The organism is Boudabousia liubingyangii (genome assembly GCF_001907245.1).
Lineage (GTDB): Bacteria > Actinomycetota > Actinomycetes > Actinomycetales > Actinomycetaceae > Boudabousia > Boudabousia liubingyangii.
This window is the reverse complement of record NZ_MQSU01000006.1, coordinates 14,420-28,002: the sequence shown is the minus strand read 5'-3', so window position 1 is coordinate 28,002 and position 13,583 is coordinate 14,420. Positions and strand designations below refer to the sequence as shown.

General features: G+C 59.8%; 16 protein-coding genes. All 16 read right to left on the bottom strand.

The window, feature by feature from the left end; genetic code table 11:
- Positions 1-41: 41 nt before the first annotated feature.
- Positions 42-194, bottom strand: coding sequence for a hypothetical protein (locus BSR28_RS09075; RefSeq protein ID WP_158020341.1), 153 nt, complete (start codon positions 192-194; stop codon positions 42-44).
- Between the two features lie 115 nt (positions 195-309).
- Positions 310-489 carry a DUF4314 domain-containing protein gene (locus tag BSR28_RS08735; protein WP_073713979.1) on the bottom strand — a complete coding sequence of 60 codons (180 nt, stop codon included), beginning with the start codon at positions 487-489 and terminating at the stop codon, positions 310-312.
- Between the two features lie 2 nt (positions 490-491).
- Positions 492-1,139 carry a hypothetical protein gene (locus tag BSR28_RS08730; protein ID WP_073713978.1) on the bottom strand — a complete coding sequence of 216 codons (648 nt, stop codon included), beginning with the start codon at positions 1,137-1,139 and terminating at the stop codon, positions 492-494.
- The gene (locus BSR28_RS08725; RefSeq protein WP_073713977.1) at positions 1,136-1,321 is read right to left on the bottom strand and encodes a cell division protein; all 186 of its coding nucleotides are present in this window, start codon (positions 1,319-1,321) and stop codon (positions 1,136-1,138) included. The genes BSR28_RS08730 and BSR28_RS08725 overlap by 4 nt, the downstream gene beginning before the upstream one ends.
- 148 nt (positions 1,322-1,469) lie before the next feature.
- The gene (locus BSR28_RS08720; RefSeq protein ID WP_073713976.1) at positions 1,470-2,720 is read right to left on the bottom strand and encodes a site-specific DNA-methyltransferase; all 1,251 of its coding nucleotides are present in this window, start codon (positions 2,718-2,720) and stop codon (positions 1,470-1,472) included.
- Complete coding sequence (gene metK / locus BSR28_RS08715) at positions 2,692-3,882, bottom strand: methionine adenosyltransferase (RefSeq protein ID WP_073713975.1); 1,191 nt, start codon at positions 3,880-3,882, stop codon at positions 2,692-2,694. The genes BSR28_RS08720 and metK overlap by 29 nt, the downstream gene beginning before the upstream one ends.
- Positions 3,883-3,970: 88 nt before the next feature.
- The gene (locus BSR28_RS08710) at positions 3,971-4,546 is read right to left on the bottom strand and encodes a P27 family phage terminase small subunit (protein WP_014320313.1); all 576 of its coding nucleotides are present in this window, start codon (positions 4,544-4,546) and stop codon (positions 3,971-3,973) included.
- Positions 4,547-4,737: 191 nt separating this feature from the next.
- Positions 4,738-5,127 (bottom strand): HNH endonuclease, encoded by a 390-nt coding sequence (locus BSR28_RS08705; protein ID WP_073713974.1) that lies wholly within the window; start codon positions 5,125-5,127, stop codon positions 4,738-4,740.
- Positions 5,128-5,281: 154 nt separating this feature from the next.
- Complete coding sequence (locus BSR28_RS08700) at positions 5,282-5,761, bottom strand: hypothetical protein (protein WP_073713973.1); 480 nt, start codon at positions 5,759-5,761, stop codon at positions 5,282-5,284.
- Positions 5,758-7,134, bottom strand: a complete 1,377-nt coding sequence (locus BSR28_RS08695) for a DEAD/DEAH box helicase (protein ID WP_073713972.1) — start codon at positions 7,132-7,134, stop codon at positions 5,758-5,760. The genes BSR28_RS08700 and BSR28_RS08695 overlap by 4 nt, the downstream gene beginning before the upstream one ends.
- Positions 7,115-7,393, bottom strand: coding sequence for a VRR-NUC domain-containing protein (locus tag BSR28_RS08690; RefSeq protein WP_073713971.1), 279 nt, complete (start codon positions 7,391-7,393; stop codon positions 7,115-7,117). The genes BSR28_RS08695 and BSR28_RS08690 overlap by 20 nt, the downstream gene beginning before the upstream one ends.
- 143 nt (positions 7,394-7,536) lie before the next feature.
- Positions 7,537-9,804 (bottom strand): phage/plasmid primase, P4 family, encoded by a 2,268-nt coding sequence (locus BSR28_RS08685; protein WP_073713970.1) that lies wholly within the window; start codon positions 9,802-9,804, stop codon positions 7,537-7,539.
- Positions 9,801-10,283 carry a DUF7768 domain-containing protein gene (locus BSR28_RS08680; RefSeq protein ID WP_407922464.1) on the bottom strand — a complete coding sequence of 161 codons (483 nt, stop codon included), beginning with the start codon at positions 10,281-10,283 and terminating at the stop codon, positions 9,801-9,803. The genes BSR28_RS08685 and BSR28_RS08680 overlap by 4 nt, the downstream gene beginning before the upstream one ends.
- A complete protein-coding gene (locus tag BSR28_RS08675; protein ID WP_073713969.1) occupies positions 10,280-11,068 on the bottom strand; it encodes a phage antirepressor in 789 nt (262 codons plus the stop codon). Before BSR28_RS08675 ends, BSR28_RS08680 begins: the two co-directional genes overlap by 4 nt.
- 119 nt (positions 11,069-11,187) lie before the next feature.
- Complete coding sequence (locus BSR28_RS08670) at positions 11,188-13,143, bottom strand: DNA polymerase (RefSeq protein ID WP_073713968.1); 1,956 nt, start codon at positions 13,141-13,143, stop codon at positions 11,188-11,190.
- Between the two features lie 91 nt (positions 13,144-13,234).
- A partial coding sequence (locus tag BSR28_RS09220; RefSeq protein ID WP_233120646.1) for a DUF2815 family protein occupies positions 13,235-13,583 on the bottom strand: 349 nt, incomplete at its 5' end.

The window sequence follows — 13,583 nt, the reverse complement described above, 5'->3', positions numbered from 1 at the left end:
ATCCGTCATCGTTCCGTCCGTCCAATCTCCGCCAAGCATGCTCAAGCTTCACGATTTTTGCAACAGAGCCCTCCGGAGAAATCCAACAGTTCGTTATCCGCCTTTTGGGTGTCCATGTAGGCCGTTAAGACCGCGTGGTGGGAGGTTTGCGTTCGGCAAGCGACCTGGGTTTCTAGGGCTTCAATCGTGTCCATGACTTTCTCCTTTTCTGTTCTTGTTTGGTCATGTACATACAGCCATAGGTGCGTGTGCTTATCCAGTCATTTTCCGCTTATTTTCAAGGAAAATAGCGGTCATCATCACTGTGATTCACTCGGGGTATTCCCATAGGTCTTCGCCTGGGATGAGGCCGAGCGTGGAGCCGTTATCCCAGTTCACATGCACTGTTCCTACGTCGTCGACAAACATGATCGTTCCTTTATCGCCAGGACTCAGATGCGTGTACGAGTCGCTGGCGGCGATCAGGCACACCCGCTGGCCAGGATTCATGGTCAGTCCTCCTTTCTGCTTGTCGGGGTGCGCCAAGCGGCGTTGCCTTCCAGGTCTGCCAGCAGGATGCGGCGTGCCTGCTTGTGTTCGGGGCCGATGAAGCCCAGGGAGAGCAGGAAGCAGCGCATCGTGTACTTGTCGTTGCCAGGTGCAGACGGCTTAGACGAGATGCGGGTGGCCTCCTGGGCGCGCTGGCAGATTGCAGCCAGCAGCGTGATCGCCGCGTCTCGGGTGTCATCGCCCGGCATGGACGCGAACCAAGGGAATGCGACCGTGTCGTCTGTGAATTCGACGGGGGTTGCTGGGATGCCGAGGGCGCGGGCGATCAGTGGCCCTTTGGCTGCCAGGAGCGCTTCGAGGTTGGCGCGAGTGCGCTCACTCCACCCGGGCGTGGGCATCGTGACCGTCAACGCCACCTCGCCCGGGTCGGTGGTGGCAAAGCCCGCCTTGTGTGCGGACTCGAGCACGGCCTGCGCCTCGATGCCATCTGGCAGGTAGAGGGTCCAGTCCCGATCCAGCGTGGCGTCTCCTATCTGGTAGGCAAACGAGGGAGTGCCCAGATAGGTGGCCTTGACACCAAGGTGATCGGCGAGAAGCTGGGCGAGCTTTTTCCTGCCCGTTTTGTGCGGGGTGAAGGCAAGGATACTCATGCCACGACCTCCTTCTCGAACCAGGCGGCCACCATGCTGAGGAAACGCTTCGGGTCACACTCGATCACGCGCACCACCAGCTGGTAGCCGCGAGCTCTGGCAACCCGCAGGGTTTCCTCGGGGTCGTACACGTTGACTCCGGCTGCGATGAGCTCGCTGATTTCGATGTGTAATTCACTCATGACCAGTCCTTTTCGCTCGATTCCCCCAGGTGTGGGGGTGCTTTCGGTCATGTACATACAGCCATACGTTTTTCCGCTTATCCAGTCGTTTTTGCCCTCATCAACGGCCCATTTTCACGCCCCTGTTTTCCCTGCATAGTGTGGGGTTTTATTCGCGGTCGCGGTCGACCTGTTTGACCAGATCCAGATACGTGTACTGAGTGTTGCCTCGCTGGCAGGTGATCCCGGCCGCGTCCCCGGTCGCCTCGGCGTAGCGGCGCAGGATCACCGAGGCGTACTTCTCGTCCAACTCCATGCAATACGCGATGCGGTCGGTCCGCTCGGCGGCCATCAGCGTCGAACCGCTGCCAGCGAAGGTGTCGAGGATGATCGCGTTTGCTTGGGTTGAGTTGTGGATCGGATAGGCCAGCAGGTCCAGCGGCTTGGAGGTCGGGTGGTCACTGTTTTTGCGGGGCTTGGCGAAGTTCCAGATCGTGGTCTGTTTCCGGTCAGCGAACCACTTGTGCTTGGCACCTTGCTTCCACCCGTAGAGCACGGGTTCGTGCTGCCACTGGTACGGTGAGCGTCCCAGCACGAGGGAGTCTTTGACCCAGATGCAGCAGCCGGAGAGTTTGAACCCGGCGTCGATGAACGCTTTGCGGAAGTTCAGCCCTTCGGTGTCGGCGTGGAACACATACGCCGACCCACCCTTGTCGAGGACACCCGCCATGTTGGTAAACGCGACGAGTAGGAACTCGTAGAAGGAGTCGGCCTTCATCGCATCGTTCTTGATCGTGAGCCCGTCGGAGGACTCGAAGGCGACGTTGTAGGGCGGGTCGGTGAGCACCAGGTTCGCGCTCTTGCCATCCATGAGCACCGCGACCTCGTTTGCGTTGGTGGCATCCCCGCAGACCAGCCGGTGCCTGCCGATAGTCCAAATGTCGCCGCGCTGGACGAATGATGCGGCCTCGAGCGCTTTCGTGAGATCGAAGCCGTCGTCGGTGACCTCGTCATCGTCGAGGGAACCAATCATCGCCTGGATTTCGTCATCGTCGAAGCCGGTGAGCTCGGCATCAAAGTCGGCCGCGTCCAGGTCGGCGATGAGCAGGGCCAGTTTGGATTCATCCCAGTCGCCGCTGATCTTGTTCAATGCGACGTTCAGGGCCTTTTCGCGGGTCTCGTCCAGTTCGACGACCACGCAGTCAACATCGGTGTGGCCCAGGTCAGCGAGTACTTTCAGGCGCTGGTGGCCGCCGACGACGTGGCCGGTGGTGTGGTTGTAGATCACCGGCTCGACGTAACCGAACTCGGTCAGCGACCGCTTGAGTTTCTCGTAGTCCGCGTCCCCGGGCTTCAGGTCCTTACGCGGGTTGTAGTCGGCGGGCTTGAGCTCACTGATGGGTAGCTGCTTGATGAGCACGGCGGGTCACCTCCGTCTTGAGCTTGTCGGCATATGGCAGTGTCCATTCCCACTCGCTCAGGCCATGGCCCATGTGCCCGCAGGTGGCAAGCTTCGCGTAGATGGGGGCTCTAAGGCCGAGGCGTTCGATCATCGCGGCCGGTCGCAGCGGGAAGATCGCCTGGGCGGCGTCGGTGAGCAGCCAGTCCGAGTGCTGACCTGTGCCGAAGGTGTCGATGTGGAACGCGACCGGGTCGGCCTTACCGATCGCATAGGAGATAGCGACGTGGCATTCTTCGGCCAGGCGCGCATCCACCACGGTTTTCGCGATCAGGCGCGCCATGTACGCACCCGTCCGGTCGACCTTGGAGGGGTCCTTACCCGAGAACGCGCCACCGCCGTGCGGGCCGAGCCCACCGTAGGTGTCGACCATGAGCTTGCGCCCGGTCAGCCCGGTATCAGCGGTGGGGCCACCTGTGACGAACCGTCCCGACGGGTTGACCAACACGCGCTCAGCCGTGGCACCGGGCAGGTGCGTCTCGATAGCGGGAGCGACGACCAGCGTGCGCACCTCCCGTTCAAGAACACCTGTGTCTTTGTTCGCATCGTGCTGGATGGAGACGATCACGGTGTCGATGCCGACCGGGGTGCCCAGCTCGTCGTAGACCACACTGACCTGGGATTTGCCGTCGGGGCCGATCCCACGGATGGTGCCGTCGGTGCGGGCTGTATCGAGGCGGCGGCAGATCTCGTGGGCGAGCACGAGCGGCAGCGGCAGGCGCTGGGGCGTCTCGTTCGTGGCGTACCCGTAGACGGTGCCCTGATCGCCCGCCCCCAGGCTCGCATACGCCGACTCGTCACCCGCACGCGCCTCGATGGAGGTGGTGACGCCTGCGCCGATGTCGGCGGATTGTCGGCGCACCCACACGTAGATGAGGAACCGGTTCGGGTTGTACCCGGCCCGTCGCAGCGCCTCCCGCGTGCAGGCGCGCAGCTGCGGCCGGATGGTGGTGGTGATCTCGCCGGTGACGATGATGCGCCTGCCGGTGGCCATGACCTCAACGGCCACGCGTGCCGTCGGGTCGAGGGTGAGGATGTCATCGAGGATGTGGTCTGCGATCAGATCGCACAGCTTGTCGGGGTGGCCGATACACACAGATTCAGCACTTCGCACTACAGACACGCGGAGGGCTCCTTTCACAAAAGCGAACAACAAGAAAGCCCGCCCGGGTGCCGGGCAGGCAGGAAACGAAACAAGGGGTCGCGGGGCGTTAGGAGGAGGCTTTGAGCAGCTGCTCCATGACCTCATCGCCTGGTGTGGTGCCGGAGTAGTCGGTGGTGCAGGTGGCGCGTACGATGTCGAAGATCTCGTACCAGTACACGTTGGCCTGCTTGCCGAACGACTGCGACATGGCCACGAACGGGCTGGCGATCGCAGCTCCCGTGGTGGGGTGTTTGCCGAGCAGACCGAACTTGGAAATCGCCTGCTCACACTGGATGTAGCGGGCGAACGCCTGCGCGTACTGCTCAATGAGCCGTTTGGAGACGAACTCGGTGCAACCACGTTCATCCAGCCAGCTCCACGTCTCCCGGTAGACCAAATCCGCGCCGAGCGGTTGGCCGTCACGCTGCTCAGCCGACAGATATTCGCCGGGTTCTGGCATCGGCTCGCCTGCGAGCAGCGCACCATCGCCGATGTCGGTGCCGTCCAGGTCGAACACATCGAGCTCGGCAGGTGTCGTGAGCCGGGTGGCGGGGCGACCTGAGGCGAGCTTGTCGGAAAGCGCCTCGGGCTTCGCCCCAGCGCGCACCCTGCGTCCGCCCCTGTTGGTGCCGTCTTTGGCCATGGTCTCGCCTCCTTCCTGGGGCATCGTGCCCTGGTGTGGAGGGCGTGAAGGGGTCAATACCCCGTTTGATTCGGCGGTTTTGCGCACGGTTGGCCCCGCCCGCTGAAACCCCGAACAGCCCCAGAGATCCTGACCGCCCCCCCCCCAGAGTGGGGCCAGGGTCCAGAGCCCCGAGATGCTCCTGATGTTCGTCAGTAGGTGTAGACCTGGGAGCCGGCAGACCCGGTATTTCGCCACCGGTCACCATCCAACGCCGTCTGCCTCGAGTGGCAGGGCTTGCACAGCGACATGAGGTTGGACTCGTCATGGGTGCCGCCGTGGGATAGGGGGCGGATGTGGTGAACCTCAGCCACCGGGGTGAGGCGTCCTTCCTTCTCGCACTGTTCACACAGCGGGTGCTTGGCAACATACTGCGCACGGATCTTCCGCCAGGCACTGCCGTAGCGTTTGTTGATCTCGGGGTCACGCTCGAAGCGCCGGTAGTTGGTATCGGCTTCCTTAGCGTGGACTTCGCAGTAGCGGTCATCGGTGAGTGCTGGGCAGCCAGGCCAACGGCACGGAGTCTTCGGTCGACGAGGCACTAGTGCTCACCACCCTTCACGATGCCGGGAACGCCGGAGCCCCCGACCAGTCACGAGGATTGCTAGCGGGGGCTCCGGATACATTTTCAAGTACTTACAGTATAGCGGGTCTGTAAGCGCAAATGCGTCCGCGATTCTACTCACCCACGGTCGTTCACCTCCCGTACAGGAGGGTCGCAAAGTGGTTTAGTGCTCGGTTCTTCTTGTTGTAAGCACTGGAGCGTTCGATGTGGAAGCGATCGCAGATGGCAATAATCGCATCGGTTTGCATGGTGTCTTCACCGAGATAACAGGATTCGAGCATCCAGCGTTCATCATCTGACAAGGCCGCCCAGGCCGGTAAGAACCAGTCCATGTAGTCCCTAGCCTGGAGATAACGGCGCTGGCGGTTATCAATCCGCTCCAAATGCTTCACGATTCGGTCTTCGTGAGCATGAGGATTAAACGGGGCAATTGGACGTCCGTCCACCGCCGGGCTGGAAATGCTGGGGATGTCTTCGGCGATGGCTTTGAGGTCGTCGTCGGTGGTGTCGATGATGGTTTGCATGGTCGAAAAATCACGCAGAGCATTGATGGCTGCCGCGCGACGGTCGACGTATTTCCAGGTGATGTCAGTACCGAGAACAGCAGTCATCGGTCCTCTCCTTCCATGATCGGGATTGTGGTGATGGTTGCTTTGACCGCGTCAATCAACGCGGCCTGTGTCGTGTCCTTAACCGCCAGGGCGGCAAGGATCTTTTGGTCAATCGAGTCCTTGACAGCGAGGTGGTGGATGACCACCGGCTCCCGCTGTCCCTGCCGGTGCAGACGAGCATTGGTTTGCTGGTAGAGCTCGAGCGACCAGGTGAGCGTGAACCACACCAGGGTCGAGCCGCCCGCTTGTAGGTTCAGGCCGTGACCAGCGGAGGCGGGGTGGATCAGCGCCAGCGGAATGTCGCCGTTGTTCCACGCGTCCATGTCCGCGCCTGTTTTGAGCAGCCTCGCTTCTGGGAAACGGGCTTGGATGCGTTCAAGGTCGTGGGTGAACCAGTAAGCCACCAACACTGGCTTCCCATTCGCTGCCTCAACCAAATCCTCCAACGCGTCCAACTTGGCGTCATGCACGAGGTGCCAGTTGCCGTCCTCGTCATAGAGCGCACCGGATGCCATCTGGGTGAGCTTCCCAGATAGTGCTGCGGCGTTAGCCGCCGTCACTTCCGTGTCCTCCAGCTCCAACACCAAGTCCTTGAGCATCCGCTCGTAAGCCCGCCGGCCCTTATCGCCCATGGCCACGTCAATGGTGTTGTAGGTGACCTCTGGCAAGGTGAGGTGGTCACAGGTCCGCATGCTGATGGTGACGTCGCTGATGCGCTTGTAGATCTCGTCTTCCGCACCCGGCTTCGGACGATAACTAAATACCTGCATGCCGTTTCGTTTGTCGGGGTCGAAGAACTCACGCCGGTAATGCGTAATGTAACGACCAAGCCGCTCACCCATGTCCAGCAGCCGGAACTGCGCCCAGAGGTCTTCGAGTCCGTTGGCGGCCGGTGTCCCAGTCAAGCCCACGATGCGTTTGACATGCGGGCGGGCTTTGAGGAGGGAGCGGAAGCGCTTGGCCTGATGATTCTTAAACGAACTCAGCTCGTCAATCACGACCATGTCCCACTGCCACTCCACACCGGAGCGCTCAACAAGCCAAGTGACGTTTTCACGGTTAATCACCGTCACATCAGCCCCAGCCTGAAGTGCCTGGAGGCGTTTGGCCTCAGGTCCGACGGCTACTGCCATCGTCAGCCCGGCTAGGTGGTCCCATTTCTGTTGTTCTGCTGGCCAGGTATCCCTTGCCACCCGCAATGGAGCCACCACCAGCACACGCTGGACTTCGAAGTAGTCGTACATGAGGTTCCAGATCGCGGTTAGGGCGATGGAGCTTTTGCCAAGTCCCATTTCGAGCAGGAGGGCTGCGATGGGGTGGGTTTCGACGAAGTCGATGGCGACTTGCTGGTAGTTATGCGGCTTGTAGAGCATCGCACACCTCCTGGATCCCGTCAGGGTGGTCGAGGACGATGCAGGTGAAGCCTTGACGCTCAAGTTCACGCATGCGGGCGAGTTGTAGGGGCCTTGGGTGTTTGCCGGTGGTTTTGACTTCGACGAACACTGCCCGTCCGCCCAGGAGGCAGATGCGGTCTGGGACGCCCGTCAGGCCGGGGGATGTGAATTTCCAGCAGATGCCGCCGATGCGGCGAATAGCCCGACATAGGCGGGTTTCTAGTTGTTGTTCTTTCATTGTGTCTCCAAGATTCTTTGTGGTCTTGGAGCCTGGTGTGCTGGTCTATGCTGTGCCGTTCTAGAACTTTTATATAGGGTTTGTATTTTTTATCCCTATATGGAAAGTCCTAGAAGAAAGTGGCATAGAGCGGCACTCGGCTCTCAAAAACTGGTGCTTGCGGGGTCAAAGTCGCTGCGTAGGGATAGGCCTTTGATGAACTTGCCGCGACTGTTTCGGTACCTGCCGAACCCTCGTTGTTCGAGGGCTTCGTAGAAGTCGGTGGTGGAGCGGGCGTACTCTCCTCGCTCTGCTGCGAAAGCCCTGTAGGTCGAATAGACCCGCCCAGAGGCTTCGCTCAGGTTTTCGCCGACCTCGCAGCGCTCATCAAGGAACGGGGTGAGCCAGTCGTTGTTATCCCGATACGCCCCGATCGCTTCAGCCACCACACGCGGGTGGGTCAGGTGGAAACCCTCAGCATGGATCCGGCGTGCGCCTTCCATGATCCAGGCCAGGATCGCTCCACCAGCATGGTTGTAGAGGTAGTCGGCGTAGTTCTTAATGTCCTGGCTGCCTTCGATGCGGGCCTGGAACGGGATCACGATGAGCCTGCGCCAGATGCCTGGGTCCATGCCACCGACCCTGGGTAGGTGGTTGGTGTAGAGCACGAGCGTGTGGGTTGGGGTGTATGCGAAGGGAGCCTTGTATTTCTTCTCCGCATAAATCTCGTCAGTCGAACACAGTTGTTTGACGTTCGAGGTGTTCAGCCGCATGCCTTCTTCGAGCTCGGCCGCGATCAGGAGGCGTTTGCCTTTGGCTTCGGCCAGTTCGGGTTTGACGTTGCGTTTGGCTCCGATGGTGAGCACGTCCGCTGAGAGGTTCCCGGCATAGGAGCCGAGCACCCTCGCGATGGTGTTCCAGAACGTGGATTTACCGTTGCGTCCGTCTCCGTAGGCGATGATGAGGGCTTCGACCATGACTTTGCCGAAAGCCGCCAGGCCGACGATGCGCTGCACATAGTCGATCAGCTCACGGTCGCCTTGGAAGAAGGTGACTAGAGCCTGCTCCCAGATATCCTGTCCGTCCTTGTTGGGGTCGACGTTGGTTTGTTTGGTGATCAGGTCTGCTGGGTCATGGCCACGCGCCGAGCCCATGCCTTCGATGAGGTTGTAGGTTGCTGAGGGCGTGTTGATGAGGAACGCGTCGGCGTCGAGATCGGTGGGCAAGATTTGCAGCATCGGCCGAGCTTCTCGTAGCGCGTTAGCCACTCCACGCGATTCACGGCGTTTGAGAGCAAACTTGTAATACTCCATCGCATCCTCGTGAGCCTGCCAGGCTTGACGCTGGGCGGGGTTCATCGCGGAAATCGCTTTGGTTTTACTCATCGCCACCAGCAAGCCGGTTGCACCGGTTTGGTTCATGCCTTCTTTTGCGTCAGCGACCGCGATGAGGGCTTCGTCGAGTTGGCGGCCGGTAAGGTTTTGGCTCATGCCTTGGGCGCGTGGTTCGGATTCTTCCCAAAAGGAGCCGTTGTAGGTAACAAAGTCCGTGGCCGGAGAATGCTTGAGTAGATGCCCGTATTCACGACACAACACCTCAGCCTGCCCCACATCCGAATAATCACCAGGCTTCAATGAACATGCCCCTTCGGCGTACTGCTCAGGCGGCACATACCCATCCTGAGAAGAAACATGATGAGCAAACCTGGTGGCTGAGACCCAGATCTGCTCCACCTCAAAACCAGGCAGGGGCGGGTCGCACAGTGAGGCTTTCTGTTCGAAGAGTTCTCGGGCGCGCTCGGTGTTGCCGTAACGGATCAGCACCCGACCGGCGAACCTGGACAGGGTCGCGTTCCTACTGCCTTCACTGATCAGGGTGGAGGCTTGGTCGAACTCAGCGAACAGGTCACGGGCCAGCCATTCATCGACCAGGATCTCACCCTCGATAGCGGTGGTTTTCGCATCGGGGTTGCCGTAGATAAATCGCCCAGCGTCCAGCGCGTTCGAGTCGAACACCGGTACCTGTGCAGCGAGCTGACGCTTCAATGCAGCGTAGGCTTCCGCATCCGTGGTGGTGTTGATGGGTAGGTAGACATGGAATCTCGGCCGAGCAGTACTGGCGCCTTTGGGTTTCATGTGGTTCCGGCTGGTGGCTGCCATGAAGGGCACACCGGGCATGAGTTCGGCTAGGCGGCTTGGGGTCACCCACTCAGTGGGGCTCTCAGTGTGGTCGTTGTCGACGTCCATCACCAGGCAGTTGGAGGACAGGAAGCGGGAGTTACCACGCTGGCCACCCTCATACTCAGCGACCACATGATCGAAGGCCACAACGCTTTTGAGGTCATCAAGGCTGGCCACAACATGTTGGTGTGGGTAGTGGGTGTTGGATGCTTGCCCGCAAACCTGGGAGGCGTACATGGTCATGGGGTTCATAGCGTTACCTCCATTAGGTCGCTGTGGTTGATGTAAGTGACCGGCAAGGGGTGCTTGTAGAGGGATGCCCATTCGATTTCCAGGCGCATCCCGGCACTGATGTCTTCTTCCCAGACCCACAGGGATTCGCATTTGCCCAGCAGAATGCGGTTCATGAACATCGCCAACTCCCGGTCAGATTCCACCTGGTCGTTCATGAATTGTGGGAACAACAGGTGTGGAGCCAGAGGGATCTTTTTGCGCTTCACTGCGAGGGCGCACAACTGCCTGGCCAGTTCTGTGTTGGCTTCCACGTCTCCTCGGTAGGGTGAGCAAATGTAGGTCAGTGGCCGGTAACCAAACTCAGCTCGCTGAACCCGGCGCAGTGCCTGGAAGGTGGTCGAGTCAGGGTAGCCCTCGGCGTTTGTGGTTTCGATGCCGATACCGGCAGCAGCCATCAGCTCACCAAGCGAGGTGCCTTGGATGCGGGTGGTGCTCATTTGGCATCCCCACTCTCGATGGCAGTCTGGGCCTGTTCGACGACGGGCAGGATGCCGAAACGGTTTTTCAGTAGGTCATAGATGAACAGCCGTCCGGCTTGGGTCCACTGGGTGTGCATCCGCACCTGCCCATCAGGCAGGGTGAATGTCTTGGACTGGGTGTAGCCCTTGTTGGCGTGGTGGGCGTAGAGGAACCACTGGCCCGATTGCTTGAACTGCACTTTCGCTTGGGCCAGCAGCGCATTGAGTTTCTTGGCTGAGAGCCCATAGTCCTTAGCGATCGCGGTCATTGTCACTAGCGAAGGCGAGGCTAAGACGACGTCGTAGTAGGAGGCTTTAGGTGCGGCCTCGGCTAGGGCCTGTTCGGCTGCCAGGCGGGCCATTCGCTCGGCGCGCAGATGCTCGATCGCGGCCTGCAAGAAATCATCGTTATCCAAAAGAGAGTCAACGGCGTAGATGCCGTGGCGGCGGATGCTGGGTAGGACTTCTTCCATCACCCAGGTCTCAAAACGCTGCGCAGCCGGCAAATGTGAAGACAGAATCAGACGGTAAAGGTCAGGCTCAGTAATGAAGCGGATTTGCTGTGTGCCGCCAGGGGTTTCAAGGGGGTAGCGTTTCACGACCCCCTTGCAGTGACGCCCTAGCGCATCCTTGGTGTTGCTGTATCCGAGTGCGGTGGCAACATCTTTCCCGCAGAACAGGATCTGTCCGCTCTCTTCGATGGTGGTGCGGATGGTTCCGAATGCCTCATGGTTAAAGACCTGCAAAGCGTTCGTGGTAGCCATGCTGGCTCCTTTCTAGAGCCAGCACCTAGACAACAGAAAAAGGATTGGGCGTACCGGCTCTACCAGGAGGGCTTCCAGCAGGGCCGGTTTATAACCCCCGATACGCAAACTGTTTCCGGTCAGTCCTTCATGTAGTAATCACACCGGTAACCATCAGCATCCAGCGGCAAACCAGCAGCCCAGGCTGGTGCTTGGCACATTGCATTGGCGATTTCATCGACGGTGACGGTTCGGGTTGGGACTTCGATGATGAGTTCGTCATGGACATGCATGACCACCGGCCATCCTTTGGCCTCCACTCTGTGTATCGCGTGGGCCAATAAATCCCGAGCGGTTGCTTGGACGATGTTTTCCACGAGTTTGGGTCCGTATGTTTCGATCCAGTCCCAGCGTTTAGCAGTGTTTTGGCCTTGGTAGGTGATGACGTCGCGGCCGAACCTGCCAGTGGTGATGGTGGCTCCTGGGTATGCCAGGCGGCGTCTTGATGGGAGTTGGCAGAAGAGGATTCCGGCCTGCCGGGTGAAAGTGATGCTATGAGTCGTGGCGGGGCGTCTTGTGGTGAGGGCTTGCTGGGCTGCTTGGTCGATTGCCCACCAGAACTCCACGATCGAGGGGTTGGCTTCCCGCCACGCACTCACCAACCCAGGCAGCTCATCATCGGACAAACCCATGCGGAGGGCTCCCATGTTTTCTAGCGCGCCGATGGAGCCGCCGTATCCACAGGCGAGTTCTGCGATCTTCCCCTTCTGCCGTAAATGCGCATTCACCCCATGCTTCTCAACCGGAACACCAAACATCTGGGAAGCAGACTGGCAGTAAATATCCCCACCCCGCTTGAACAAATCCAGCCGCCAGTCTTCACCAGCGAGCCAAGCGATCACGCGGGCTTCAATAGCCGAGTAGTCGGCAACAATAAACTCACACCCCTCCCGTGGGATAAACGCAGTGCGGATCAGTTGGGAGAGGACATCAGGTACGGAGTCGTACAGCATTTCCAGTGCTGTTAGGTTGCGCTCTTTGACCAGGGCGCGTGCGGCGTCGAGGTCGGGTAGGTAGTTGCGCGGCAGGTTCTGCACTTGGATCAACCTGCCTGCCCAGCGTCCGGTGCGGGCGGCACCGTGGAACTGCATCAACCCCCGCGCCCGGTGATCTTTCGTGTTGGCGCTGGTGGTCATCGCCTCGTACTTACGCACCGAAGACTTCGAGAGCTCTAGGCGCAGCGCAAGGACTTCTTTGACTACCGGGTCGGTGGTGGCTTCGAGGGTGTCTTGGACTTCTTGCTTACCCATCGATCCCATGGTGATGCCGCGCTTACTGGCCCAGTCTTTGAGCTGCAACGGCGAGTTCGGATTATCCAAGCCAGTGAGCTGGCTTGAGCGGGCGAGGTTCTTGTCCCGCACCTGCTTATCGAGCTCAATCGCCGCACTGGCCAAATCTAAATCCAGGTGGATGCCACGGTCGTTGATTGTCTGGTCATCCCAGTACTCGCGCCACACCTGCTCAGGCAACGGGAACGGTGAGAGTTTGGCGTGCAGTTCGAGCTCTGCTTCCACGTCCCTGGCGTTGTAGGTCTTGAACTGCTCCCACTTGTCTGGTGCGTGACCGGGGAGGTTTCGGGTTAGGCCGTTGTTGAGTAGTGAGGGTTTGGCTGGGACGGAGAAGAACCGGATGAGGTCTTTGCCGGTAGCGAGTTTCCCGGCGTTTAGTTTGAGTGCCTTGGATACGCCGTCCAGCGAGAGCGGGAGTCCGAGGGCTGCGGCCCAGACCATGTGACACCGCCACCCATGAGGCTGCAACTGCCTTCCGAAATATGCGGAGAGGCAGGTGCGCTCGAAGGCAGCGTTGAACGCCCACTTCGTGATTCCCGGGTCATCAAGTGCAGCCAGTACGTCAGCGGGTATTGACTCACCCGAGGCGATGTCGATGGTGTGTACTGGGCCGGCGTCCCAGGCGTATGAGAGCAGTAACAGTTCAAAGGATGGATCGTGGGCGTAGCGGTACATGCCAGCCTTACCCAGGTTGATTTCGCTGAAGGTTTCGATGTCGAGGGTGAGGGATGTGTGGTTTGTGGTCATTGGTTGGCTCCAAGGGGCTGTGCACAGGTGAGGGGCACCAGGAGCTTGCCTGTCTCTTCTGATGCCCCTCACACTTGGGTTGGATTACTGGTTAGGACAGGAAGTCATCCCCACCAGCAGGAGGGGTGGCGAATGGGTCGGTGAACGGCGTGAACTCGCTCTCCGCACTCACGCGGCCGCCCAGCGGTTCGCCATCGCGAATCTTTTGGATGTTCCGCAGTCCGCAGGCCACGCCCTTATTCCCATTGGTGTTGAATGCGTAGAAGCTCAGGGTGACGCGTGCGTAGACACCGGAGTACATCTCCGAGCGTTCAATAATGGGCTGCACGTTCGCGTCCACGATGCCGGGCTGGGTAGTGGAGTTAGCGTTGACGAACATGGCACCTTGGTAGGCATCGTCGTCGCGCTCGATATCCCCATCACGCAATGGGAGTTTGAGG

Coding starts and splice junctions, on each gene's coding strand:
- BSR28_RS09075 (WP_158020341.1), bottom strand. CDS start 194: ATGGACACGATTGAAGCCCTAGAAACCCAGGTCGCTTGCCGAACGCAA.
- BSR28_RS08735 (WP_073713979.1), bottom strand. CDS start 489: ATGAATCCTGGCCAGCGGGTGTGCCTGATCGCCGCCAGCGACTCGTAC.
- BSR28_RS08730 (WP_073713978.1), bottom strand. CDS start 1,139: ATGAGTATCCTTGCCTTCACCCCGCACAAAACGGGCAGGAAAAAGCTC.
- BSR28_RS08725 (WP_073713977.1), bottom strand. CDS start 1,321: ATGAGTGAATTACACATCGAAATCAGCGAGCTCATCGCAGCCGGAGTC.
- BSR28_RS08710 (WP_014320313.1), bottom strand. CDS start 4,546: ATGGCCAAAGACGGCACCAACAGGGGCGGACGCAGGGTGCGCGCTGGG.
- BSR28_RS08700 (WP_073713973.1), bottom strand. CDS start 5,761: ATGACTGCTGTTCTCGGTACTGACATCACCTGGAAATACGTCGACCGT.
- BSR28_RS08695 (WP_073713972.1), bottom strand. CDS start 7,134: ATGCTCTACAAGCCGCATAACTACCAGCAAGTCGCCATCGACTTCGTC.
- BSR28_RS08690 (WP_073713971.1), bottom strand. CDS start 7,393: ATGAAAGAACAACAACTAGAAACCCGCCTATGTCGGGCTATTCGCCGC.
- BSR28_RS08685 (WP_073713970.1), bottom strand. CDS start 9,804: ATGAACCCCATGACCATGTACGCCTCCCAGGTTTGCGGGCAAGCATCC.
- BSR28_RS08680 (WP_407922464.1), bottom strand. CDS start 10,283: ATGAGCACCACCCGCATCCAAGGCACCTCGCTTGGTGAGCTGATGGCT.
- BSR28_RS08675 (WP_073713969.1), bottom strand. CDS start 11,068: ATGGCTACCACGAACGCTTTGCAGGTCTTTAACCATGAGGCATTCGGA.
- BSR28_RS08670 (WP_073713968.1), bottom strand. CDS start 13,143: ATGACCACAAACCACACATCCCTCACCCTCGACATCGAAACCTTCAGC.